Here is a 24,221-nt window from a genome sequence, read left to right on the forward strand (position 1 = left end):
GAAGTAATAAGATCCTAGCTATTATACACCGAGAAACGTTTTAAGTTCAGTTAAATCGGCACAAATTTCATCTGGTGAGATCCCTGTAATGTTTTTATAGTGTTCAAGATTCTCTGCGTTAGTCAATCCAGTAAATACAAGAACTGTACGACAGCCCGCATTTACACCAGCAGCTATATCTGTACGCATATTATCACCAACTACCACAGCATGTTCAGGCTCAATATTTAGAAGATCTGTTGCAAACTTGATTAAATGAGATTCCGGCTTACCAATCACTACGGGACTCACACCACTAGCAGCCTCGATGGCTGCTCCGATCGTACCTGCACCTGGCATCACCCCATCATCTGAAGGGAGCATTAAGTCTGGATTGGTGAGTACAAACTTAGCACCTCCCATAATCCAGCGAGAAGCTTGCGATAGCGAAGTATAAGTGAAAGATCGATCGATGCCTTGCAGTACATAATCGGGTGAGTCTTTGACGATGCGGAGCCCAGCTTCGGTACAAGCCACATGCAAACCCTCTTCTCCAAGTATCGCCACTGCAGCCCCAGGTGATTCCTCAGCTATGTAACGTGCGGCCGCCATTGATGAGGTACATACCTCCTCAGCTTTCGCATCGATTCCCATTCCACATAAATGTGCAGCCACATTAGCTGCTGTACGCGATGAATTGTTGGTAACAAATAGAAATGGAATGCCCGCTTCACGCAGACCTTTAATCAGTAAATCTGCACCAGGAATCATTTTATGCCCATGATATAACGTACCATCTAGATCAATCAATAATCCTTTAATCTGTTCCATTATAAATCCCTCTATTTCCATAAGAAATTTAATTAATGTAATGAATAAATAATTGTATTAATAAACTCTAAGACTAGGCTCAGCTTGGATTTAGAATAGTTAGTAATACTTTTTCCTTGATGATATTGCCCCTTGGTTTTCGGCAAGATTTCCAGCCATTCGTACTGCTTTCACCCTGTGATTACTTTAAATCTAACACACTTCGTCGAATGAAATCGAACGAGAGACTCATCCAGCATTTTTTAGCATAGCACTGTCATTTCCTGCGCTTTCCCGGAAAATAATCATTTCCCCAATTGCCCGTTTTGACCTCGATAAATTGGATATGTGCTGAATTCCTCAGCTAACAATGTCTCAGGAAAAATGAGCTCAGCTTCTTCCAGTAAAGGAATCAACTCTTCAGACGAACTGTAACGAGAGCTGAAATGAGTCAACAATAGTTGTCCTGCTTCGGCTTCCTTTGCTAGCTCTGCAGCCTGACGAGCTGTGCTGTGATGATATTGATAAGCCATTTCTGCCAGATCATGAGCAAAGGTAGCTTCATGAACGATAAGGTCTGCATGAAGTGAGAGTTCTAAAGCTCCTGAACAAGGTCTTGTGTCTCCCAAGATCGTAACAATACGCCCTCTTTTAGGTTCTCTAACAACATCAGCAGCGCAGATACGAACACCTTCATCCGTTATAACATCTTCACCTTTTTTTAATTTTCCATATAACGGTCCAGGTTTTAAGCCATAACTCTTTAGTAATTCCGTATTGAGGCTCCCGGGACTATCCTTTTCCGTTATCCGGTAACCATAGCTATCAATACGATGCTCTAATAATGCTGCCTCCACTTTAAAACCATCATCCTCAAATACCGTTCCTCCTGTATGCTCGACAATCTCAATCTTGTATGGAATTCGGGATTGGCTCACAGCTAAGGATATATCTAAGTATGCCTTCAATCCAGGTGGACCATAAACCGTTAAAGGCGAAGTCCCTCCCTGATAACCACGACTAGATAATAAACCTGGAAGACCAAATAGATGATCTCCGTGTAAGTGTGTAATAAATAGCTTTTCCAGCTTCCCTAGGCGAATCGGTGAGCGAAGAACCTGATGCTGAGTCCCTTCCCCGCAATCGAACATCCAAATGCTACGGCGTTCTTCCAGAAGTCTTAATGCAATCGACGTTACATTGCGTTCTATCGTTGGTACCCCTGCATTCGTACCCAAAAAATATAATTCCATCCTTGTTCCTCCCTTCCTCTTATTGGCTGAACAATCTCTTATCTATTCTAAACGTCCTTCTTCCAGCAAAAAACCCCCCAGTTACGGGAGGTTCCGCTGATAGGGATACAATCCCCCTACAGACCAGGTGTAAAAATGAAAGAATTACAGCTTCTCTACATTAAAATACTGCGCCTCTGGATGAGCGAAAACCATCGCCGAAACGGATGCCTCAGGCTCCATCATAAAGCCTTCTGTAAGATGGACACCGATATCCTCCGGGGATAGTAGCTTAAATAGTGGTCCCTGATCTTCCAGATCTGGGCATGCCGGATAACCAAAGGATACACGAATCCCTTGATATCTTGCTCCATGTCTTTGTTTCATGGTCATATCGGCAGGATCTGGGAAACCCCATGTATCCCGCATCATGTGATGAACACGCTCCGCTAATCCTTCTGCGATCTCTAGCGCTACAGATTGTAAGGCATGTGAGCGTAAATAATCTCCATTGTCCTTAAGGGCTGTTGAGAGTTCACGAACACCGTGTCCCGCAGTTACTACTAAGAAACCAACATAATCCATAATTCCACTGTCGACCGACTTCAAAAAGTCTGCTAGACAGAGATAAGGTTCTACACCTTGTCTCGGGAAAGTAAAGGTATGCAGAATCTCGGCTGTATTCTGTGGATTATACACGATAATATCGTTACCACTGGATTGTGCCGGGAAGAATTGATACATCGCATGAGGAGTAATCGTACCTTCCAGCATCGCTTGATGTAGAATGTCATCCACAGTCCCTTTTAACTCAACAGTCCGTTGATCACCAGCAGCTAACTGAGCTTCTACAGAACCACGTAGTCCCAGATGATGACCCAGCAGCATTTGCATGTTCACATAAGGGATAATATGCCCTAATGGATAATTACGAATGACATGACGTTCTAAATCCGGTGGAACAAATACAGGAGCATCTGGAGAAATTTTGGAGCGTACTGCTCTTGTTAGCTTAGGAAGCTCTTGCTTTGGAGCTACCGCAACAGCCGCTTCAGCTTCCACGCGAATTTCCTCGGCAATTTTCTCCCGTTCAACTGGGTTCATCAGCCGATTAGCAATATCAAGTCCATCCATAGCATCCTTAGCATACAGTACTAAACCATCATACTCAGGGCGTATCCGTGTTTTGGTGAACTTACGAGTCAGAGCAGCACCGCCCACCATAATCGGCACATCAATCCCTGCCGTCCGTAAGTCTTGTGCAGTCAGCACCATTTGCTGTGCCGATTTTACGAGCAGTCCAGACAATCCGATCGCATCAGCTTTTTCTCGACGAAACGCTTCGATAATGGTCTCAGGTGGTACTTTTATACCCAAATTAATGATCTGATAACCATTATTCGATAAGATGATCTCCACCAAATTCTTACCAATATCATGTACGTCACCTTTTACGGTTGCCAGCATGATTTTACCTTTTACCGATGTCTCATCCTTCTTCATAAACTGCTCCAAATGACCAACAGAAGCCTTCATTACTTCAGCGCTTTGCAGCACTTCGGCAACAATCAATTCATTGTTATTAAACAATCGTCCAACCTCTGACATCCCTGCCATTAACGGACCATTGATAATCTCCAAAGGTCCTGATTTGGTAAGCGCCTCATTCAGATCCGGAATGAGCCCTTCTTTCGTGCCTTCAACCACGTAAGAAGCCAGGCGCTCTTCTAGGGACAGGTTAGAAATCTTTTCTTTTTTCTCAATCTTCTTCCCACGGAAGGCGGCAACAAAAGCAGCAAGCGTGTCGTCATTCGTATTATAAATTAACTCCTCAGCAAGACGACGGTCTTCAGCAGGAATAGAAGCATAACGTTCTACCTTCTCGGTATTTACGATCGCATAGTCCAAGCCAGCCTTAGTACACTCATAGAGGAATACTGAGTTCAGCACTTCACGTCCAGCTTCCGGTAACCCAAAGGAAACGTTACTGATCCCCAAGATCGTATGAACACCTGGAAGAGCTTCTTTGATCAAACGAATGCCATCTATTGTTTCTTTGGCCGAGCCGATATATTGTTCATCCCCGGTGCCTACAGGGAACACAAGCGTATCAAATATAATATCTTCTGCCGCTAAACCGTACTTATTCACCAGTAAGTCATAAGAACGTCTAGCAACTTCCAATTTATCTGTAGCCTTGATCGCTTGTCCAGTCTCATCAATCGTACCCACAACAATAGCTGCGCCATACTTGTGAATCAAAGGAGTGACCAGCTCGAATTTTTCTTCACCATCTTCAAGGTTAATAGAGTTAATTATCGCCTTACCTTGACAGTACTGTAATGCCAGATCAATAACATTAGGGTCGGTAGTATCAATCATCAAAGGAACTTTAACCTTTTTTACAACCAATTCTAGAAACAACTTAATATCTTCAGTCTCATCACGGTCCGGATCTTGCACGCAGACGTCGATCACTTGCGCACCGCTCTTCACCTGTGCACGGGCAATTTCTGAGGCTTCCTCATATTTACCTTCGACGATAAGACGTTTAAACTTGCGTGACCCTAATACATTCGTACGTTCGCCTACCATGTATGGACGGTTGTCGTTCTCAATATAAATAGGTTCAATCCCTGAAAGTGCCGGTGGATGATTTCCTGCAAGCGGACGTGGAGGGAATTGTGAAAGCGCCTCAGACATAGCACGGATATGTTCCGGTGTCGTTCCGCAGCAACCCCCAGCAATGTTAAGCCATCCCTTTTCTGCAAACGCAGCAATTTTACGCGCAAGCGAATCAGGAGATTCATGATAATGCCCATTCTCGTCTGGCAGTCCAGCGTTCGGATAACAACTTACAGCTGCAGAAGAGATTGCAGAAAGTGAACGAATATGATCACGCATGAACTCTGGACCCGTCGCACAGTTCAGACCTATAGAGATAGGCTTCAGATGTTCTAAAGAAATATAGAATGCTTCAATGTTCTGACCGGCAAGTGTGGTGCCCATCGGCTCTATTGTTCCCGAGATCATCACTGGCAATTTGATACCCGTCTTCTCAAATGCATTTCGAATACCTATACTTCCAGCTTTCACGTTCAGCGTATCCTGAGAGGTCTCAAGCAATAATGCATCTACAAGACCATCAATCAATGCCACTGCCTGTTCCTCGTAGCTATCAACGAGCTCTTGGAAAGTGACGCCCCCTGTAACAGAGAGTGTCTTTGTTGTAGGACCCATCGCACCTACGACATAGCGGGGACGATCTGGTGAATCATATTTATCAACGGCATTGCGGGCTAGCTTTGCTGCAACCAGATTAATTTCACGAGCCCGCTGTGGAATATCATATTCAGCAAGTACAACAGACGTTGCACCAAATGTGTTCGTTTCAATGAGATCAGCACCTGCTTCAAGATACTGCTCATGAATCGTCTGAATGACTTCTGGACGGGTTAATACTAGCATTTCATTACAACCGTCCAATTCTTCCCCACCAAAATCCTCACCTGTCAAAGGCACCTGTTGGATCATTGTGCCCATGGCACCATCTAGAATTAATATTCTTTGTTGTAAGCTTTCCTCAAGTGTATATTTAGCCAACGTAAAGTCCCCCCAGTAAAACATTAGAGTAAGTTTAGCAGAATAAAGGAATTTCGAAAAGCCTTCCTTTCCACTCTGCATTATCTGTAATTACAGGAAATGCTATTCTTTTAATTATGGTTTCACAGAGAGTTCTTTATTAGGCATAGAATGCTGAGTTCTTGCAGTTACGTGTGATGTAACAATATATTGTCCTTCTTTCGCAAGTGTTCCTTCTGCTTGATAGATTCCATCACCGACTAGCTTCCCTTTAAATTCAATTTTCTGTTCACTATCATCTTTGCTCACAATTTCGAACAGAACCTCTTTCGCATCATCCACTGCCTTGTTGTCTTGCGTCACCACCGCCTCAAAGGTCACCTTCTGATTTACAACAACCTCTTCAGGACTCCAATGTAACTCAACCTTAATAGGCTCCATAGACATGTCCATGTTCATGTTCATATTATGTACGCCAGAATGTTTAGATTGGTCTGATGAACATCCTCCCAATACTAAAAGTGTTGCGCCTAATAATAAAGGAACTATTGTTCTTGAAATCTTCATTTAGATTCCTCCCAGTCGATTTGAATACTAAGAATCTACCAATTCATGTTATACATTCTCCATCTATTATACACATTATTATTGGTTTTTCAGTATTTCGCATCAATTCAGCTAAACTCTTGTGACCTAGATCATATACTAGTAAATCTCATCTATCGTACTAAAAATGATTTAGATATAAAAAAGACAGCAAGTCTCCTAGTAACTAGGAACTCACTGCCTTCTTAAAGCTTAAATGAATGAAAGCCTCAGCTCAATTTTATAAAGATTGGACTAATGATAGAAGCTCTCCAAGATGTTTGATTTCATAATCCGGCTGAATTTCCGGATCTGGCTGTTTGCCTTTTCTATTAATCCAAACCGTAGTCAAACCTGTTGCCAACCCACCACGAATATCCGTTGTAAGCTTATCTCCGACCATAACGCCTTGCTCAGGTGAAATATCCAAAAGCTCTAGGGCATGCAGAAAAATTTCCTTATCCGGCTTTCCTTTGCCGAAGCTTCCAGAAATCACAATGTGATCAAAGAAAGGAACGATTTCGGGTACACCATCCAGTTTTTCTTGTTGCAATGCAGGGCAACCATTGGTCAGAAGCAATAGCTTCACTTTACCCTGCAGCTCTTCAAGCACCTGAATCGTTTCATCATAAATGTAAGGCCGATTTCTACGCTCTGCTGCGAATTTGGCTGCTAATGTCCCAGCAAGAGCTTCGTCCTCTACACCAAGTGCTGCAAGACCACGACGCCATGCCTCTTTACGATATCCCGGTGCAAGCTGCTCCAATTGACGAAATTCCGGCTGTTCACCTGCAGTAAAGTTCCCCCAAAGTGCTTCAAACGGATTAATCCCAATCATTTTTGTAAACGGGTTCGTTTCGTAGGATTCATAAAGTCCTATGGCTTCTTTACGCACCGCAATTTCCAGCTCTTGTGGATCAATCGTATCCCCAGCGGCTTCACATGCAGAACGAAATGCTTCATTGACGCTCCGATCATCCCAGAGCAGTGTATCATCAAGGTCAAATAGTACGGCGGAAATTGGCATTACAGGTCTCCCTCTCCCATGGCTGGTTAATTTCTATTCGTGAATTACTTCAATTTGGTGAGCTTTTGCGAATGCTTCCAGTCTAGTCCCCATCGCAGTTGTATCATAACGATTCATAAGTCTGGTAAAAATCCATTTCGTGCGTTTGCCTTTATGCTTAATGACAACTGCTCCACGCGAGAGGATGATTTTCTCAATATCAGAAGCTGGCAGATAGCGTTCGCGATTGAATTTTATAGTAGATAGTCTAGCATTCTCTACCTTCAAGTACGGACGTCGGAAGAACAGAAGTGCTGCTAGTAAGTAGTACAAAACGACTCCTAACCAGTTCATAAGCATACCATTACCTTTGGCTTGGTCCACTGAACCAATCATCCAAAACATAGTACCTAGCACTAATAACACTACTGGAAATGCAATGTTACGGCCTTTAAAGATTTCGGTGTTCTTCCCAGGAGATTTAGATTTAGATGCGTAAATCGTTTCCTTCCCCTGTTTCTTTCTTTGCTTGTTGATTTGCTGCGTGTTGCGTTGAACCATTCTTTCCCAAGAACGGGCCATATGCGTTCCCCCTAGTCATCCAGAAATATCTATGAAAAGGAACAGGGTGTTAATGCTTAAGCCCCTTGTTACCTTGTTCATGCTCATCATTATCAACCAATTCAATCGTATTCAATTGTGCTCGAAAGTTATTGCGGATATTCCCCAAATAAATTTCCCGAAGCTTGGCGCGTTCCGCCGTTTCCTCTTGATTAAGGCCTACGCTCTTCTGTTTGCGTGCCAATTCGTTAATACGCGCGACCAACTCATCAATATTCAAAACTTTCCCTCCCCTTATAAATTAATTCTAACTCTGCCATGAGAAAAAGAGCTTGTCAAGGTTTACTCCCTGCAAGCTCTTCATGTCCTCTTAATATGTTCTTAGAATATTAATAAATAGGTAAAGAGAGAATATCTCCAGCATTAATCTGACTACCTTTTATGCCATTGGATTTCTTAATTCCTTCTATATATACAGCCGTCTTCATATCAGAAGGTTTATTCTCAAGAGCAATACTCCAAAGTGTATCTCCACGTTCAACCACTACGCGCTTCTCATCCTTCATTAAAGTAGTAGATCCTGCAAATACATTACCCACTACTGTAAGTCCTGATAGTACGAGCACAATGATCAATGTCAGCTTAATAACAAAATCTCTACGGAACAAACGCATCAAGCCTTCAAGCAAAAACTCTGTGATTTCTTTAATCTGAGCTGAATAACGGGTAATAGGATTATGTCCTAAAGATTCAACCACTGGGGCTTTATCGTAGATGCTACGGTATGTACTGTATTTTAACATGAATATCATCCTCCAAACACTTGTTCTCACTTCCAAAATCATAATAACACGAACATGTGTTTTGTTCAATACTATTTTAGAACAATTGTTCTCTTTTTTTCAGAGGTCAATATTTACCATATTATTCATCTAAGAACCTGCTCTTACCATTTAGATGAAGGAAATGTAATCAATACAAGACTACCATTTATTAACTCTATCGAATTAATATTTATAATAGTTAGAACTTATGTTTGTGCGAACGGTAGTTCTATGTTATAATTTTCCCAAACATTACTATATGGGGTTGATTCCAATGTCAAAGATTTCAAGTCGCCAGCTGGCGATCCTGGAATTTATACGTAGCGAAGTCCGCAGCAAGGGTTATCCTCCTTCCGTCCGGGAGATTGGAGAAGCTGTTGGTCTTGCTTCCAGCTCCACAGTTCACGGTCATTTGGATCGGCTAGAGAAGAAGGGACTTATCCGTCGAGATCCAACGAAGCCTCGTGCGATAGAATTGCTTGGCCAAGAGGATTCTGAGAATGTGCACCATTTCGCACAAACCGTCGCTCGAATTCCTGTCGTAGGTAAGGTTACCGCCGGGGTTCCTATCACTGCTACTGAGAATATTGAAGACTACTTTCCCCTTCCAACACACTATGTTGGAGATAACAAAGTATTTATGTTATCGGTTCAAGGTGACAGTATGGTCGAAGCTGGGATTATGAATGGTGACTATGTTATTGTTCGTCAACAACAAACGGCTGATAACGGAGATATCGTTGTAGCTATGACCGAAGAAGATGAAGCAACCGTTAAGACTTTTTATAAAGAACGTGATCATATACGTCTTCAGCCGGAGAATCCGGCGTACGAGCCTCTTCGCCTTAATCGCGTGACCATTCTCGGCAGAGTTATCGGATTATTTCGAGATATCCACTAAGTATGCACTCCTACCAAAAAGGCTGTTCCGCGAATGCGGAGCAGCCTTTTTTTCTATGCATTTAGCTTAACCCCATCTGGAACATATGTTCCCGTAGGCTAAAATGACCATTTTTAAGAATAACCGTTTAGGCATCCTGCTCATATCTTAATTAGAAAGGAGTGTGCACAATGCCAAATTACCGGATTATAGTTGATCTGACGCAGCGTATGCTTTATCTTCTTGATAACGACATTGTGATCAGGGGCTTCCCAGTCGGAATCGGTAAAATGTTAACTCAATCACCACTCGGTGAATTCACAATCATTAATAAACAACCCGATCCAGGCGGTCCATTTGGGGTCTTTTGGATGGGACTATCTAAGCCTCACTATGGGATACATGGAAATAATGATCCCTCATCCATAGGGCACGAAGTATCCCATGGTTGTATTCGTATGTACAATGAGGATGTGTTAGCACTAGCTGCGATTGTTCCAATTGGAACACTAGTAACGATCAGAAATTAAATCTATCCATAGATAAACACGCCTCACTCCTTGCTTAACGGAGGGGGCGTGTTTGTATTTATGTATTTTTGATGACCTAATAGGAATTATGTGGTTATATGTCGAATAATGTTAACAGGATTTCAAATTGAAAGGAAGTGTTTCGTTTTGAACAACTCAAAAATTAGAACCCTCGTCGATTTTAAAGTCGATGCACTTGTTAAACTCTCTGGCTTATTGTTAAATAACGATCAAGCTAGTGGAAAAAAAGTAAATCTACTCACCTCATTTGGCAGTATTCAAGGGACCATCTCCCCTTCCACCTCCAATAAAGAGGATGTTTTTGACTTAAAATCTCTAATGGATGATGTCATTGTAGATGAATACATATCTTATTTAGGTGCGGAACATCCCGATAAAAATTTCAGTTATAACTTTGTAGTCCTTAATGATGTTTCTGTTAGACCCTATGCTAGCTATGAATCTCCGATCGAATACAAACAGCTAATTGTTTATACCGATCAAATCACAGCCTTCAATTTCTTATGATTTTGACATATTTATTTTAAAAAGCTCTCAACAAAGCACTCAGCAGTTGCCCCAATTTTGCATTCAGCTTGCAAAATCGGCAGAACTCTGGGTGCTTTCTCCTTTTCTAATCAGTAGTCGTTTCCTAAATTCCCACGATTTTCGATTATAACAGATACTAGTAGAGAGGATTCAAGCATATCTTTCAATAAGCAATAAACCTTGCTCTACTGAGATCATTGGAGGTGTGGTTAGATGCTGATTTTTTTGATGTACATGTTTGGCATTTTAGGGGTAGTCTTAATGCTAAGTGCCGGTATTCTAGAATTGAAAAAACTATCTACTTCTTCTGAACTGTCTAAGCTCTTAAACGCAATCTCCTCTTTTAACATCATATTCACCAAAACATTCATTCCCCCCAATCAATCTCACTTGATCGCGCTTAACGAATCTTATAAAAAAATAGCTATAGGCACCAGCGATCCGAAAACAAGAAAAAAGGCTATAGCAAAGCTATACTCCTTCGAAAATGTATTGGGTTCAGAGATTGTCGTTAACGCACTAACCCTTTCAAAGGTATCTAAAAGACAACAAAACAGTAAAACAACTGCTTCAAGTGCGGATATTAATGTGCTTAATAGCGCTGACGAAGAGGCTGATGTTATCGAGGAACTTACGCTTAAAATATACATGAATAGCAATGAAATACCTATGTATAGCATTTCCTTCTTGCCAGGCTTATTGCCCATTCAACAATCCGACAATCAGTACAAAGAAGCTTACTCCCAGGTACAGCAATTGCATGCGTTCTTTAGGTCGATCGTATCCGAATAAACACACCTCTTTCGCCCCTTATTACTTCACTTTACTTTTCCAAAATAGAAATTTTGAAAATCTTAAGGAATGACAAAAAACGGTCCTTTTGGGAGGGCCGTTTTTGTTTCAGCCAACATTTATTTTAAAACTGCACACTAAATCCGTTAAATTGATGAATACCCGTACCATGAGCGACAAGATCTCGTTCACGTAATTCACGAACTGCCTTCATAACCTCTTGCAAAATAACTGGATCTAGACCCAACGTATTATGAGAACCGAATACTTGAGATACATTTGGAATTTGTGCAATCTTTTCTAAAGAAGCCACTAAATCTGCCGGGCTAGTAGAGGGATAAAAAGCATAAATTGGCGTAATATCATACAACAAATCTCCTGTAAACAGATACCTGTTGGCATGATCAAAGATGCTAATATGACCTGGTGAATGACCCGGTGTGTGGTAAATTTCTAATCTACGCCCGCCTAAATCAAGCACATCTCCCTCTCGCAATAGAGCAGTTGGTTTCCCTTGAAAAGGCGTATACGTATTAGGATCAAACGTCTCAGGAACAGGTAGAGTAATATCTCGGCTCATATCTTTTCTGATCTGGGCAAGGGACAAACCTCGTATTCCATTAATTAGCCAATCCTCATCCTCTTTATGAACATAGATCGTCTCAAATTGTCCATGACTGCCTATATGGTCTGCATGCACATGCGTAGTGATGACAGCGATAGGTAACTCCGTTAACTGATCCGTTATTCTTTTTATATTATCGATGCCTAATCCCGTATCAATCAACACCGCTTTCCCTTCCCCTAACAGCAAAAAAGAGTGCACCTTTTCCCAATGTCCATATTCACTGATTGCATAAGTAAGTGGATCAATTTTCGTGACTGTGAACCATCGATCTTGAATCAAGTATGAACCTCCATTCCGTTCCATTTCTCCCTTACCTGCTCTTCACCTTTATAATAGTCTGCTTGTTGATCTGCCTGATAAATTTCTTGATAGGGGAGAATGTTGATTTTACCTGAGTCCGGATATTCGCAAACATCTATGCCCTGGTTCGTTCGGAGATCAAGATACTTGCAAAGTGCATCCGTATGATTATAAAGTTGATGCGCTCCTTCAGGTCCCATTTCAAAAAATAGCACATCACCTTCAGAAACCTCAGTAAAACCCTCGGGAGTTCTTAACATCGCTTTTCCCGTCAAAATCACAAATATTTCTTCAGCGTTTCTATGAAAATGATAAGGAAAGGAATACTTATCTGGATCAAGCGATCTAATGTCGAAGACAAGATGTTTAGAATTAGCGATCTCAGCTAACCTCTCACTCGTATGCCAAGCAAACTCAGGGATCGGTGATAACTTTTGCTTAAACGATACTGTATTTTCATTAAAAATCTTCGCCAAATATAACACCCCTCATCCTTTATGCCGTTCTTTCAATATAATCGGTTTGGTACTTTATGTAAATAATGATTATTAGGTTTAACAATGAAAAAGCCCCGCCAGCTTTGGCGAGACTCTTATGTGAGATATCCTATTTATTTTGAAGAACGATTTTGATTTCTCCATCTGAACTAAAACTTAAAACTGTAAAATCAGTATTGATTTCAAGTTCTTTCCAATCCTTAGGAAGCTGGTAAGCTAGTTTGCCACGAATTTTCTTTCCCGCAGCTAAAGCGCCGTCCATTGTTCCTATTTGACTATCCAAAGTATGAGCCATGAGATCTTCATTTATGGAGAAGCTGTCTTGATACGCATTGAACATTAGCATGGAGCTTACCATATAATCTTTACTGGAAATATTCTCAAGTATAATTCCGATTTCTACAAACTCATTACCCTCTGATGGTTTTACATAATCGTTTCCCTTAGGCTTATCAAGAGATTCAACTGTAAGCTTAAAATTCTTAGTTGTGATGGTTTGTCCAACTTCAGTGATCATCGTTTCTTTTGGCTCTTCAGTAGGCTTGCTGGTAGGCTTTTCCGTTTCGACCGGTTTCTCTGTTGCTGCAGTATCATCTACCTTTGCCACTGCTGGTTCTGATTTTGATACTGTAGGTTCACTATCATTCCCCTGTGATCCAATCACCCCTATTACAACAAAAACAATAATAAGCCAAAACCACCATTTTTTAAAAAAAGGTTTCTTTGTTTTCAATATTCTACTTCCTCTCAGATAATATCCATTTCCAACTTTTGCTAGGAAAATATACCCATATTATCCTATGAAAGATATACCTTTGCAAGAAAAATATAAAATAATGTCAGATGATAAGAATAATTGTGACTGTTATATTAAATTCCATTTTACTAGAACTATAAATATAAAATACCTCAACGACAAAGACATCAAGGGTCTAAAGGTTCTTGTAAAAAGTCATGTATTGCACTCTTCACCACGCTTGAACTTGAGTGAGGTAAAGATCACAAGATATATAAGAGTCCAGCTATAACCAAGGAGAGAATCCCTCCTAAAGCAGACCAATTCGCTACTTTGTTTTTAATTTTACGGTCTTCTTTGGATTCGGAATAAAAATTCCCTCTTTGCTGAGTACCTGTCGTAAATCCTCCAACACATATACCAGAGATCACAAAAAAAGCCAGTCCTATATATATGAATATGCGCATATTAGTGCTCCTCCCAGGAAAGTATTGTATATCTATATATAAGATATTCTAACATTATTCTCCACTACTAATCGGAAAAGTTAAAATGATGTATGGGTATTCTCCTTTTCCATTCGATGGCATGAAGCCGACTCACATACTCATCCCTGACCCGTTTCGTATTGGTGCGCAACAAAAGACCATACCCGATTGAGTATGGTGATAGGATCTATTCTAGACTTAAGGCATTAAGAGGATCGACCCATCCTATTACGATTCCGTTGTCAAAATTAACAATAGATGAACCAAAAAACCATGTGTTTCCATCATTAATTATAGAGCTTGGTGTTCCCATAGACTTTTTAACTGTTTCTTTAGTATCACCGAGTCCAAACTTTGTGATTCCAATTGAGCTAATTGATGCTTCCTTACTACTGGCTATGAATTCTGATGCAGATTCTGTCCCTCTGTCTCTATTCCTTACTGCATCAAACACTGATGTTCCATCTTCATATGTTGGATTTGGTTCGCTTGCAGTTTCAGTAATCAACTGCTTTCTCCCATGATCTAATTCTGCCTGTACACTTTCTATAATTCTTTCTTTGATTTGTTCATTCTGTGAATTTATCGCTTCTAATATTTCATTCTTATAGCTTTCAAACTCACCTAATTTTGCATCTATATTGCCAACAGTGGACCAAGAGTCGCTAAAAAGTATCTTTGTTTCCCCTGTTATTCGATTGATCAATACCGGAAATTTTTGATTGAGTTTATCATACTTATATATTCCAGGGTAGATGAAAATTCCAAAGGCTACAATACATATTATTATAAATACGTACTTAAATATTTGCTGAATCTTAGGTTTCCACATTAATGAATTCCCCTTATGTATCCACATCGGTTGCGGTATTTACTATATCATCTGTAATCTAAACATTTCCTAACAATAACTGTAATCCGGACGATATTTGATTTGCAATCCTAAACCAAATATTGTAATTATAAAAAAGAAGAGAAAGACGCAGTGAGGAAAGGCAGGGTACGATTAAAGATGGACGTCATCATCACTTTATTCACAGCCATTATAAACATCGTCCTCGTGTTCATCTAACTGAACCCGAAAATCAAACCCAACAAAGGGTTTTGAACGAAGGGAAAATGAGAATCCCAAGCGTCTTTTACTTCGATTATAACAGAGGTATATTTAAAAGGAGCAATGAAGCATGACTAGGAAAACTATATACTACCATTGTATATTCAGCGTTTGGCATTAGCGTTAACCCCTTGCTGCTTACCATCATTAAACTTGTAAAGGTGGCCTTTTGCCTGCTCATAGCATAAACATTTGCGAAGTTCTATGGACATCATAACTAAATCCCCCAAAGAAAAAAACCTCAACGCCAAAGGGAGGCCATTGAAAAAGTTTCCACTAATTTGAGACCTACATCTAAGGAGTCAGTTATAACTACGGAGAACATTTGGACTTCCGGCCGCTGTTGTCGTAAGAATTTCTTGAATTGTACCGCTGTTCGCAGATGAGATCCGGAGACAAAGGCGGTCGCTATCGCTCCTACAGTTCCAAATTTCTCCTTCGCTACGCCTCCTCTAATGTTTTTTAAAATCAAATTATACAGGCATCTTATAAAGGGCTGTGTAAACTCCATTTCAGGACCCCCTTCCTCGATCTTTACGAGGAAGGGGGTCCTGTTTTGCTGTAGAATCATTGTATTAATTCTAGGTGGTGACCCGGATGATTTCAAACCAACAATCCCTTAACCTCAGTCCATTTATGCCCATTTACGATATTGTCGTACCTAAAGATAATATGGACCTTGTGGATTTTTCTTTCATCCATGAAGAATTACAGAATAACTATTGCCTTGATAATGGTCGTAATGCCGTGCCTCCGATTCGTATGTTTAAATATTTATTGCTCAGGTCGATCTTTGATCTATCCGATGTGGATGTCGTAGAACGTTCCAAGTATGACATGTCCTTGAAATACTTTTTAGATATAGCGCCGGAAGATGAAGTCATTAATCCTAGTTCGCTTACGAAGTTTCGTAAACTTCGTTTGTGAAACTGCTCGACATGCTAATTCAAAAAAATCACTCATTTGGTATGACCTCCAGTTATTAAATCAATTGATGGTAAGTATTTATTAATTTATAATCAAGTTGGATGATGAGGGCTGTGCCCAATCCTTCTTTCTCGGCCTCTCCCCTACACTGAAAATTGGTTTTATTCGAATTACGAGGTGAATTTTATGAACGGCAAGAAAGTTATAATTATTCTTCTGTCCATCTCTTTACTTGGTGTGGTTACTTACTTCGGAATAGCTTATGGATTACTATGGTTTATCTTTAATGGTTGATCACTAAAATTATTCGGTTTGCAAAATATGGTATAATTTTGTCGTTTCCACAGTTTGTACATTCGTTATATTTCCGCATATGATTTATTGATTCAAGGTCATTCATGATCTATTCGCCCTCCTTGGGTGCTGGGGTATCTGGGTAAAGGATGTCAAGCGTCTGTAAGGATCATAATCATCATTGCTACACTGCTATGCTGGAATTTTTCGAACCTTTTCTCGATTGCCTCTTTCAGTCGTTGTTCCCGTCCCTCTGCTGCTATTGCCACTCCGTAATTGTTCATTGCAAGCATTCTCCATTCGTCAGGAGACTGCCTCAACTGTTCATAGGTCATGGGTGTTTTTTGAGTTTTTCCTAACTCATTCATCTCTTATATCCTCCTTGTGTAGATAGAGAGGGTTAACTCTCTAACCCTCTTTTACCGCTTGAGCTTGTTCGGTCGATTCGGGGGCCTGTGGCAAATATTCAACCCTAAATCCTCTGATTTTCTCTATCTTCCATGGAACGCTATCGACTTCCATCCGTCCATTTATGAAATATTTATCAATTTCGAAACACTTTTAAGTTTGCTCTTGTATCCTCTCACCCCTTAATAGATTGGTATTGTGGTGTATCTTCGTACTGCGCAGTAAATACTTTAATTAGATCCTTTTTTTTGAAATTTGTTATAATAAAATAAAAACATTTTAATGAGGTGTTATCTTGCAATATTATTTTTTAATACCGTTGGCATTTGTTTGGGCAATTCCCTTGGTTTTACTGTTAAAAGGTGGAACCAAAGACAAAGTTCCAGATAAACCTGCTAGCATAGAGAAAAAACTTGACAGAATAATAGAATTGCTTGAAAAAGATAAGGGTGTATAATCACTTTTATCTTTTTTTATGTCGCAGTATGCGTCTACTGGGCATAGAGTTATCGCAATACTTACATTCAGAGTGCATCGTGTATCTCTCCTTATGGGCTATACCCAATTAATGGCTTAGGCTTATTTTGAAAATGGGTTACTGCCCAGTACATTGGCTAGGCATCAGCATAGGATGACGTATAACCAATTGGGAGGTAATATGTTGAACTATCCAATGAATCAAATGAACTCAATGCATCAAATGCACCAAATGCCACAATCCATCGTGGTATACCCTGTTGATCCATATGTTGTAGAAACCTTAAAATCCGTTATTGGAAAACAAGTCGTGTTAGAAACTACTCGTGGTGGAATCAGCGGATGCGTAGTTGATGTCAAACCAGACCATGTTGTGTTAGATGCTAGAGGTAGAAAGTTCTTTGTCCGGATATGTGAGATTGTTTGGATCATGCCTGAGTAATTTACGATTATGAGGAGCTGTGAAAACAGCTCTTTTTTGCATGTCTTGTTGCCTTGCAGTTATTTGTTCTTTCTTCCCGATCCATTCCACCTTTATAACGTTGTTATATAAATTTTCTAATCTTCAGATCGGCCATTTTCTTGAAAAGATCCCTATGCAGCATAGCCATTAAGAGCATCAAACCATAAGTATTCACCATGCCGTTCCCGAAACACATCAATCCTATATTGCAGTATTTTCAACCACGAGGCCAAACGTGATAGGTTGTTGTTCCAGGCTCTGATAAGCATTGCTGGCAGATACCATCCGTTTCTTTTATCAATTCTTTTACTATGTTTGGCGAAAACTCTGCTCGTGGCATTTTGTGGGCACTTAATAAATGCAATGAAAAAAAATGCTAAATTGCCCACAAAAAAAACCCTCAACGCCAAAGGCGTCAAGGGTTTTAAAGTCCTAGTAAAGAGTCATGTATTGTGCTCTTTCCCACTCGTGAACTTGTGTGCGATTTAGATCCAGCGCTAAGTTTAAGGTAGTAAGGGGCGTAAATACCTTATATTAATGAAGAATTTTTTTTTCGAAACAGTTATATAGGGTTATTAACTGTTATATCTGGGGGCAAAACGGGGGCGATGTTGGGGGCGCCCCTGTTTATGTCTTCTATTAATATGTACCTATAAAGTTTAAAGTTAATATTTCAATATGATAGGTAATTCAATTCGAAAAGTGGTGCGTTAATTGACATACATGAACCACTACTAGTAATTATTGAACCAGAAGCACTCGAGAAATTTGACTTCGAATCACTGCCATCAGGATGGGCTGAATTTGATATATGACCCATCAAATTATAATACCTCGTCAGCATTATCACTGACGAGGCGATTTTTACAATCGTATTAGCAAGGTGTCTTATTGAGCTATCGTTCCTCGTTAGCTTAATAACGATTTACTCTTGGTGTATGCCTTTAAGTCCTCCATAATGGTCTACGATTTCTCTCAAGCCGTCCAGTGTTTCAATAAAAAAACTTTGATTGCTTTCTATCTCAAATTTCAATTCATTGTCTTGATGTGCAAATTCCTTGAAGTAACCTTCTATTACGACTTGCCCTCGATTATTAAAATTAATGTCAATTTTTAGGTTTGCTTCTGAATTACAAAATGTTGCAATGCCCATTAAATCGGTGTAACACCGAGCTAACTGATTATAGAACTCGTACGTTTGACCCGTTGAAAACCATAACTCGCCTTTTACGTAATAGTTCCCACTCTTTAATTCTGCGGTTCCTCTTACGTCATAGCCACCAAAATGGCTTGTCGCATTCGGGTACCCGAATACCTCGTCTAAAGTAATGTTCACATAACAACCCTGCTTACCTCGAACAACAAATTCGTACATCAGACCCCCCCGCTTAGTTACACATCTTATTAGTTATCCTGCCCATTAGTTGAACTTTCTTATCAAAAATATGGAAATGTTTTTTTGAAGAATGTATAAAATCATTAAACTTTTTGGAGACAAAGGTGAATAAGGATAACGCTCATTTTGTATAATTTTGATAAATAACCTGTGATGACATTGCAGTTAATTCACAGATTGTGTACCCTTTGGTGATTAAATCGTGAATTATATACATACCAATGAAATATCCGCTTAAAGGATATTCGGTAGCATCATCACCACTCCACATAAAAAACTGACTCATTTTCTCTGCGGTCAAGGGTGTCCCAAATTCGTTTACAACCGCCTTTTCTAACGAATTTTTATTATTCATGAGTTCCATTATTTTATTTATTGGCAATCCCATTACTTCCGCCACTATCTCAATAGTTAAGTCAAAATCACAACTGCCATATCTGAAAGCGACAGGACAATAAGTGCCCAAACCTTCCGAGATTACCCGTTCGGTGAAGTCAAACATATCTATGTTTTGTAAAATAGCACCGCGCACCATATGATTTAATTCATGCGGAATTAATGATTCGACGTTTGATTCACTTATATTTCGGTCAATTCCAATGTAAGCATAGGGGTTTCCGTGATTAACCGGAAGCGCAACGCCTCCGTGCATACCTAGGTCAAGCCCAATGTATAAATCAAAATCGCCATGATAATTCAACAATTTAATGGTTTTATTCACTGCATTGACAATCTTATCAACAATACCGTTATCTATATTTTCTTTCGCTTTCGCAAGACAAGAATTAAAGTCACACTGTTCTATCATTGATTGCAAATTGCTAATATCAGTCATATAAAAATACTTAAAAATACCGTCATATAAATCTGGATATTTTTCAGTATAACACTTATAAGCGTTAAATTTGCCCTGAATTTTTGTCATGTTGCACATCTCATTGTAGTTGTCAATCATATTTATTATTCTCATCTTAACAACTCCCAAAATATAATTTTTAAATTTCCGAATAGACAGCATCGTAGTCATTTCATTCCTCCAAAGATTGGATATTTCACATTAAATATTCGTGGGAAAGTATTCCATTCCTTTTTTGGAATTGTGTTAAACTGCCCGTTAGCTTAATATGTGGGTGTACTAGATTTTTTCAACAGGGAAGTATAAGTACAATTCTCCACTACTATCTTTTGGATTATAGAATTCTTGAATTGCTCCGACAATTTGATAATTGTTCTTAGGTAAATAATCCGAAAGCATATGATTCAAAATATTTTGATACGAATCTTGGGTACACTTTGTTACAACATATTTAAAGGCAGGAATAATCCACTTTGTCCATCCATTAGGAGGAGTTGCATCGTCTGTAACTTCGCATCCTGCTAAATATTTCCCTTCTTCTTTCCATCTTTCAAAATTCCCACTGACATCACTCATTGCTCCCCAAATCCCAACAATGTTTCCTTCGGCATCTAACTTTGCAAGATTGCTGATCTCTACAAAGTTCTTATCTGCTTCATGCCATAATGGTGGTATCCATTTTGAACTCTCAGATGAAAAACCCTCTCCCATTTTACCAATAACTGAAAATCGCTGTTTTTCGATTATTCCTACCACTTTTATAACCTCCTAAAATAAAAGACAACCCATCTTTAGTGTATTTTACCATAGCATTCTTCCGAAAGATCATTCAACTATCCTGCCCGTTCGTTTAAGTGGTCACCTCTATTTTAATCCATTCACAAACGTCACAGTGATGGGACTTAATCTTTTTCAACTTTTGTTCTCTTCGAACGTCTCGGACATAATTCCAGATAGCAAGCTCGGAATTCCAACCCTTTCACCGTTCTATTTTCTTTATATCAATGAGCCTATAGAAGTATAAAATAAAATAATTTTCATTCAAACAAAACCAGAAGTAAGTGAATAGTTACGAAATGAAGTAGAAAATATTACCTTATTCTGATAGACTACTCCCAGAATCATACATTGGGGGTATTTATTTTTTATGAAAAGAATTATTGTTCCAATCTTCATGTCACTTGTTTTATTGTTGATGCCTGTACTTGCTGAGGCACATCCAGGACGCACAGATTCAAATGGCGGTCACTATTGCCGTACCAATTGTGCAAAATGGGGGCTAGAAAACGGAGAATACCATTACCACAATGGTGGAAGTTCAGATTCAAAACCGGCTGCCACTGCTAAACCAGCTGTTAAACCTACCGCGAAACCAACAGCAAAGCCTACTGCTACACCAGCTCCAACTTTGCTTTTACCAAAGAAGCAAAACGTTGGCACACTTCAGGTCTACTTTTTCGATGTTGGACAAGGTGACTCTACCCTAATACGGACTCCGAATAATCAATATGTCCTCATTGACGGAGGTAATAACGATCAGGGTAAAAATGTAGTAAAGTACCTAAATGCTCTTGGTGTAAAGGCACTTGATGCCATGGTTGCTACTCATCCTGACGCAGATCACATTGGTGGGCTAGATGATGTTCTCAAAGCGCTAGATGTTAAATCTGTCTACGCTCCAAAGGTTACACATACCACCGAAACATACAAAGATTTTTTGACCGCTGTAAAGAATGAGGGCCGTACCATCAAACCAGTGACCAAAGGCGTTACCATTCCTTTAACTGGTGTTGAGGCGAAGTTCCTGGCTCCTATTAGAACGTATGGAGATAATCTTAACGACTGGAGTGCTGTCTTAAAGGTCACTTATAAGAACAAGTCCTTCCTCTATACTGGTGATGCTGAGAAAGCATCAGAAAACGACATGTTAGCTGATGGCATGAGTTTAAAAGCTGATGTATTAAAAGTTGGGCATCACGGCTCCAGTAGTTCAACCAGCAAAGCATTCCTTGACGCCGTTAAACCACAGTACGCAGTAATAAGCGTCGGTAAAAACAACTATGGGCATCCAGATTCGGGGATTCTTACAAGGTTAAAAAATGCGAATACTTCAGCGTTACGAACTGATCAAAAAGGAACTATTACTGCAATAAGTGATGGCAATAAAATCACTTTTACATCGACTAAGGGGGCCAAGTAAATGCGGAAAGGAATCATTGATCGCATCGAGGGTGAATATGCCGTCATTGAATTTGATGGTAAGACCGAAGATGTCCTTAGATCAGAACTACCTGCAGAGGTTAAGGCTGGAGACACTCTTGTTTTCGGAGAAGGCAAGGTCATAATTGATACTGAGGCTACAGCCTCGCGGAAAGAAGAAATCGATAGTTTAATGGACGAATTGTTTGAAGAATAAACTTATGCCCCAGCAGCTCTTGTTGGGGCATTTTTTATGTACTCACCTGAATCACATCATCAATATTAATCCAGTCATAATCATTTTCCATTTGCAGCTTGATTCGTCTTAGATGCCTGTCTATGGTCATCACAACTCCCCGGATCTTAATATCTTGAACCGGTTCATACTGAGTGATTGTTATCTGCTCCTGATACCGTTTCGAGTAAGCGAGCAACTGATCAATCAATTCCCACTCCTGAGCGTCAAGCACCGGCTTTTTACGGTCTCTCCACTCCTGACCTCGCTCATCACTGATAATCCGAATCTTATGTTCAGGTAGCATCATCCTACTGCAATCCCAAATGCTCTCCAGTTTCTTAACCATGCTGTCTGCCCTCCTAGTAATCTGTCCAGTAACTTGTATGGCCGCCGTCCAAGCCCCATGTAACTGATGCTGGTCGATCTCCAGTTCGTTCCCATCCCTCAACGACAACTGCACTCTCTAGCGGTTTCCCGAACTCCCACAGAATGTAGTTATCCTCCGCCAATTCCTGCAGCCCAGCTCGAATCTTTTCTGGTGTCCGCCCACTCTTTGTCTCCAATATCTCAAGTGATGGCATGTACCCGTGATGCACTGAGCAATGCCTCATGATCATTAGTAACTTGCGGGCCGTATCACTAAGCATGGCGTTTCTCTTGTAGAGGTCGCCAGGATAATATCCCAGCTGCTAAAAAAACACGTGGTTCACCAGTGGTTAAACAGTTAGCCCTAATTCGACCATCACGAATACCGAGGATCTCAATCTTGCGTTGTGTAATCTTGCCCGCTTTGTCCTGGTATATGATTTCAATGGTTTGACCTACGCTCATTTTCATGTGATCTCCTCCAAAAAAACAAGAACGTATGTTTGTATTATAATAGAACATACGTTCTAAATACAATAATTAGTATATTCCACAATTGGAATATACATGTATAAATGATGAACATAATCTTTATATTCCAAATATAAGAAATATTGTTTAGACACATCTCTCCATATACCATATCATTGACAAAACAAATTAAAAAAGGTGGAATACTACGTGTCCAAAAGGGTAAAAATCACAACTTTTTCACTCATCGCTATTTTATTAATCACATTTATCTCATCGTTTTCTTTGTCAACGTATGCTTACCCGAGTGGTTTATTAAACGGAAAGTCTATTTATCAGTCTTCTACTTTAGGTTCTACAACGGGCTATCAGACAACTAAGTGGACTGATAATGAAGACGGAACAACTGAGATCTTGAGTAGTTTGTATCATTATGGATGGTATAAATTCTCAGAACCAGTATCGATCGATAGCTATCAGCTTAAAACAGTTACTCTTGCTCCTGGACTACAACTTATTTTTTATGATGCAAGCAATATACCCATCGCCACTATAGATCCTCTTGTGATGACTGCAGTAAAGACTAAAATACCAGTTGTTAATAACGTGTCGATGGTGGCTTTATTTAATAGTACAAACAATCTTATTACAATAAGCGAATTTGATGTATTTGCACCGACTGCAACAGCTACGCCATCACCAACGCAGATAGCAACGGCTACTCCAACTACAATACCTACAGAATCTCCCGAACCCATAATATCACCTGTGCCAACCCCTACGGCTACGCATAATGGTGATCGTGCAATTCTTACATTGGCAATAAGTACAGGTATTGAAAAGGAATTTGATCTACCTATGTCTGAGGTCATTACATTCCTTAACTGGTACGACAGTGCTTCGGGATCTGATAAGTTTGGAATTAACAAGCATGATAATAACAAAGGACCTTTCAGCAAACGCACTGAATATGTGGTACACGATAAGATACTCACCTTTGAAGTAAGTGAGTATACAATTCAATAAACAAAAT

The 24,221-nt window shown here is 39.9% G+C and carries 30 protein-coding genes and 1 pseudogene; 10 read left to right on the forward strand and 21 right to left on the reverse strand.

Going from position 1 to position 24,221, the window contains the following annotated elements:
• Positions 1-21: 21 nt before the first annotated feature.
• From M2444_RS17230 to M2444_RS17265, 8 genes are all read right to left on the reverse strand, one after another.
• The gene (locus M2444_RS17230) at positions 22-810 is read right to left on the reverse strand and encodes an HAD-IIA family hydrolase (RefSeq protein WP_094877456.1); all 789 of its coding nucleotides are present in this window, start codon (positions 808-810) and stop codon (positions 22-24) included.
• Positions 811-1,094: 284 nt separating this feature from the next.
• The gene (gene rnz / locus M2444_RS17235) at positions 1,095-2,042 is read right to left on the reverse strand and encodes a ribonuclease Z (protein ID WP_280787566.1); all 948 of its coding nucleotides are present in this window, start codon (positions 2,040-2,042) and stop codon (positions 1,095-1,097) included.
• Between the two features lie 144 nt (positions 2,043-2,186).
• Positions 2,187-5,564, reverse strand: coding sequence for a methionine synthase (metH, locus tag M2444_RS17240; protein WP_373455838.1), 3,378 nt, complete (start codon positions 5,562-5,564; stop codon positions 2,187-2,189).
• Between the two features lie 174 nt (positions 5,565-5,738).
• The gene (locus M2444_RS17245) at positions 5,739-6,170 is read right to left on the reverse strand and encodes a FixH family protein (protein ID WP_094872965.1); all 432 of its coding nucleotides are present in this window, start codon (positions 6,168-6,170) and stop codon (positions 5,739-5,741) included.
• Positions 6,171-6,429: 259 nt separating this feature from the next.
• On the reverse strand, positions 6,430-7,215 hold the full coding sequence (locus tag M2444_RS17250) for an HAD family hydrolase (RefSeq protein ID WP_094872967.1): 786 nt from the start codon (positions 7,213-7,215) through the stop codon (positions 6,430-6,432).
• A gap of 33 nt (positions 7,216-7,248) precedes the next feature.
• Positions 7,249-7,776 carry a hypothetical protein gene (locus M2444_RS17255; protein ID WP_280787567.1) on the reverse strand — a complete coding sequence of 176 codons (528 nt, stop codon included), beginning with the start codon at positions 7,774-7,776 and terminating at the stop codon, positions 7,249-7,251.
• A gap of 49 nt (positions 7,777-7,825) precedes the next feature.
• Positions 7,826-8,035, reverse strand: coding sequence for a DUF896 domain-containing protein (locus M2444_RS17260; protein ID WP_042128334.1), 210 nt, complete (start codon positions 8,033-8,035; stop codon positions 7,826-7,828).
• A gap of 109 nt (positions 8,036-8,144) precedes the next feature.
• Complete coding sequence (locus M2444_RS17265; protein ID WP_179281700.1) at positions 8,145-8,558, reverse strand: LysM peptidoglycan-binding domain-containing protein; 414 nt, start codon at positions 8,556-8,558, stop codon at positions 8,145-8,147.
• Positions 8,559-8,853: 295 nt separating this feature from the next.
• Here M2444_RS17265 and lexA point away from each other — a divergent pair, with 295 nt between their 5' ends.
• The 4 genes from lexA to M2444_RS17285 all read left to right on the forward strand — a co-directional run bounded on the left by lexA (position 8,854) and on the right by M2444_RS17285 (position 11,330).
• Complete coding sequence (gene lexA, locus M2444_RS17270; RefSeq protein ID WP_042188849.1) at positions 8,854-9,480, forward strand: transcriptional repressor LexA; 627 nt, start codon at positions 8,854-8,856, stop codon at positions 9,478-9,480.
• Between the two features lie 170 nt (positions 9,481-9,650).
• Positions 9,651-9,989 carry a L,D-transpeptidase gene (locus M2444_RS17275; RefSeq protein WP_094872971.1) on the forward strand — a complete coding sequence of 113 codons (339 nt, stop codon included), beginning with the start codon at positions 9,651-9,653 and terminating at the stop codon, positions 9,987-9,989.
• Positions 9,990-10,136: 147 nt separating this feature from the next.
• The gene (locus tag M2444_RS17280; RefSeq protein WP_094872972.1) at positions 10,137-10,517 is read left to right on the forward strand and encodes a hypothetical protein; all 381 of its coding nucleotides are present in this window, start codon (positions 10,137-10,139) and stop codon (positions 10,515-10,517) included.
• 234 nt (positions 10,518-10,751) lie between these two features.
• Positions 10,752-11,330, forward strand: a complete 579-nt coding sequence (locus M2444_RS17285; protein ID WP_094872974.1) for a hypothetical protein — start codon at positions 10,752-10,754, stop codon at positions 11,328-11,330.
• Between the two features lie 124 nt (positions 11,331-11,454).
• On the opposite strand, the gene M2444_RS17290 is transcribed toward M2444_RS17285, so the two are convergent.
• The 6 genes from M2444_RS17290 to M2444_RS17315 all read right to left on the reverse strand — a co-directional run bounded on the left by M2444_RS17290 (position 11,455) and on the right by M2444_RS17315 (position 15,604).
• Entirely contained in the window at positions 11,455-12,237 is a 783-nt protein-coding gene (locus M2444_RS17290) for an MBL fold metallo-hydrolase (RefSeq protein WP_373455837.1), read from the reverse strand.
• The gene (locus tag M2444_RS17295) at positions 12,234-12,734 is read right to left on the reverse strand and encodes a cupin domain-containing protein (protein WP_280787568.1); all 501 of its coding nucleotides are present in this window, start codon (positions 12,732-12,734) and stop codon (positions 12,234-12,236) included. Before M2444_RS17295 ends, M2444_RS17290 begins: the two co-directional genes overlap by 4 nt.
• Before the next feature lie 130 nt (positions 12,735-12,864).
• Positions 12,865-13,488, reverse strand: a complete 624-nt coding sequence (locus M2444_RS17300) for a DUF4352 domain-containing protein (protein WP_094877461.1) — start codon at positions 13,486-13,488, stop codon at positions 12,865-12,867.
• Positions 13,489-13,754: 266 nt separating this feature from the next.
• Positions 13,755-13,958: a DUF5316 family protein gene (locus tag M2444_RS17305; RefSeq protein ID WP_280787569.1), complete on the reverse strand. Its 204-nt coding sequence runs from the start codon at positions 13,956-13,958 to the stop codon at positions 13,755-13,757.
• Positions 13,959-14,166: 208 nt separating this feature from the next.
• Positions 14,167-14,811 (reverse strand): hypothetical protein, encoded by a 645-nt coding sequence (locus M2444_RS17310; RefSeq protein WP_280787570.1) that lies wholly within the window; start codon positions 14,809-14,811, stop codon positions 14,167-14,169.
• A 523-nt stretch (positions 14,812-15,334) separates the two neighbouring features.
• Complete coding sequence (locus tag M2444_RS17315) at positions 15,335-15,604, reverse strand: hypothetical protein (protein ID WP_280787571.1); 270 nt, start codon at positions 15,602-15,604, stop codon at positions 15,335-15,337.
• 86 nt (positions 15,605-15,690) lie between these two features.
• Between M2444_RS17315 and M2444_RS17320 the strand changes: the two are divergent.
• Positions 15,691-16,017: pseudogene (locus tag M2444_RS17320) on the forward strand (transposase); the annotation flags it as partial.
• A gap of 449 nt (positions 16,018-16,466) precedes the next feature.
• On the opposite strand, the gene M2444_RS17325 reads toward M2444_RS17320, so the two are convergent.
• Positions 16,467-16,682: a hypothetical protein gene (locus tag M2444_RS17325; RefSeq protein ID WP_094875163.1), complete on the reverse strand. Its 216-nt coding sequence runs from the start codon at positions 16,680-16,682 to the stop codon at positions 16,467-16,469.
• Positions 16,683-17,017: 335 nt separating this feature from the next.
• Between M2444_RS17325 and M2444_RS17330 the strand changes: the two genes are divergently transcribed.
• A complete protein-coding gene (locus M2444_RS17330) occupies positions 17,018-17,179 on the forward strand; it encodes a DUF4083 family protein (protein ID WP_280787572.1) in 162 nt (53 codons plus the stop codon).
• Positions 17,180-17,380: 201 nt separating this feature from the next.
• Positions 17,381-17,641 (forward strand): DUF2642 domain-containing protein, encoded by a 261-nt coding sequence (locus M2444_RS17335; protein WP_094868916.1) that lies wholly within the window; start codon positions 17,381-17,383, stop codon positions 17,639-17,641.
• 946 nt (positions 17,642-18,587) lie between these two features.
• On the opposite strand, the gene M2444_RS17340 is transcribed toward M2444_RS17335, so the two are convergent.
• The 3 genes from M2444_RS17340 to M2444_RS17350 all read right to left on the reverse strand — a co-directional run bounded on the left by M2444_RS17340 (position 18,588) and on the right by M2444_RS17350 (position 20,670).
• Positions 18,588-19,037: a WapI family immunity protein gene (locus tag M2444_RS17340; protein ID WP_280787573.1), complete on the reverse strand. Its 450-nt coding sequence runs from the start codon at positions 19,035-19,037 to the stop codon at positions 18,588-18,590.
• Between the two features lie 142 nt (positions 19,038-19,179).
• The gene (locus M2444_RS17345) at positions 19,180-20,085 is read right to left on the reverse strand and encodes a DUF2268 domain-containing putative Zn-dependent protease (protein WP_280787574.1); all 906 of its coding nucleotides are present in this window, start codon (positions 20,083-20,085) and stop codon (positions 19,180-19,182) included.
• 108 nt (positions 20,086-20,193) lie between these two features.
• On the reverse strand, positions 20,194-20,670 hold the full coding sequence (locus M2444_RS17350) for a GyrI-like domain-containing protein (protein WP_280787575.1): 477 nt from the start codon (positions 20,668-20,670) through the stop codon (positions 20,194-20,196).
• A 391-nt stretch (positions 20,671-21,061) separates the two neighbouring features.
• Here M2444_RS17350 and M2444_RS17355 point away from each other — a divergent pair, with 391 nt between their 5' ends.
• Both M2444_RS17355 and M2444_RS17360 read left to right on the forward strand, forming a co-directional pair.
• Positions 21,062-22,114: an MBL fold metallo-hydrolase gene (locus tag M2444_RS17355; RefSeq protein ID WP_280787576.1), complete on the forward strand. Its 1,053-nt coding sequence runs from the start codon at positions 21,062-21,064 to the stop codon at positions 22,112-22,114.
• Complete coding sequence (locus tag M2444_RS17360; RefSeq protein WP_280787577.1) at positions 22,115-22,330, forward strand: DUF3006 domain-containing protein; 216 nt, start codon at positions 22,115-22,117, stop codon at positions 22,328-22,330.
• Positions 22,331-22,364: 34 nt separating this feature from the next.
• Here the strand turns inward: M2444_RS17360 and M2444_RS17365 are convergent, their stop codons facing one another.
• From M2444_RS17365 to M2444_RS17375, 3 genes are read right to left on the reverse strand one after another with little or no spacing between them, the layout of a single operon-like run.
• Complete coding sequence (locus M2444_RS17365) at positions 22,365-22,697, reverse strand: YolD-like family protein (protein WP_280787578.1); 333 nt, start codon at positions 22,695-22,697, stop codon at positions 22,365-22,367.
• A gap of 13 nt (positions 22,698-22,710) precedes the next feature.
• Positions 22,711-22,998, reverse strand: coding sequence for a helix-turn-helix domain-containing protein (locus M2444_RS17370; RefSeq protein ID WP_280787579.1), 288 nt, complete (start codon positions 22,996-22,998; stop codon positions 22,711-22,713).
• Entirely contained in the window at positions 22,991-23,188 is a 198-nt protein-coding gene (locus M2444_RS17375; protein WP_280787580.1) for a hypothetical protein, read from the reverse strand. Before M2444_RS17375 ends, M2444_RS17370 begins: the two co-directional genes overlap by 8 nt.
• 210 nt (positions 23,189-23,398) lie before the next feature.
• Between M2444_RS17375 and M2444_RS17380 the strand changes: the two genes are divergently transcribed.
• Positions 23,399-24,214: a hypothetical protein gene (locus M2444_RS17380; protein ID WP_280787581.1), complete on the forward strand. Its 816-nt coding sequence runs from the start codon at positions 23,399-23,401 to the stop codon at positions 24,212-24,214.
• The last annotated feature ends 7 nt before the right edge of the window (positions 24,215-24,221 follow it).

Origin of the sequence: Paenibacillus sp. PastF-3 (assembly GCF_029893135.1) — a bacterium.
Classification (GTDB): Bacteria; Bacillota; Bacilli; order Paenibacillales; family Paenibacillaceae; genus Paenibacillus_AQ; species Paenibacillus_AQ nitricinens.